Genomic DNA, 307 nt, shown 5'->3' with positions numbered 1-307 from the left:
ATTACCAACCCTAGCATTAGCATCATCTAACTGTTCAGTCAAATCAGCAATCCTATCAGTAGCATTAGCTAACTCACCAGTCAAATTACCAACCCTAGCATTAGCATCAGCAAGATCATCAGCCAACTTAGTAGCATTAGCCTTAGCAACATCCAAATCATCCTTCAACGCAGAAGCATTAGCCTTAACAACATCCAAATCATCCTTCAACGCAGAAGCATTAGCCTTAGCAACATCCAAATCATCCTTCAACGCAGAAGCATTAGCCTTAGCAACATCCAAATCATCCTTCAACGCAGAAGCATTA

1 protein-coding gene is annotated in these 307 nt (G+C 41.0%); it reads right to left on the bottom strand.

Features of this window, described 5'->3' with window-relative positions; genetic code table 11:
- Positions 1-307: hypothetical protein (locus tag E7Z81_RS00925; protein ID WP_292742997.1), on the bottom strand; the 307-nt coding region annotated here is incomplete at both ends.

Origin of the sequence: Methanobrevibacter sp. (genome assembly GCF_015062935.1) — an archaeon.
Lineage (GTDB): Archaea > Methanobacteriota > Methanobacteria > Methanobacteriales > Methanobacteriaceae > Methanocatella.
This window is presented reverse-complemented; position numbering and strand designations above follow the sequence as displayed.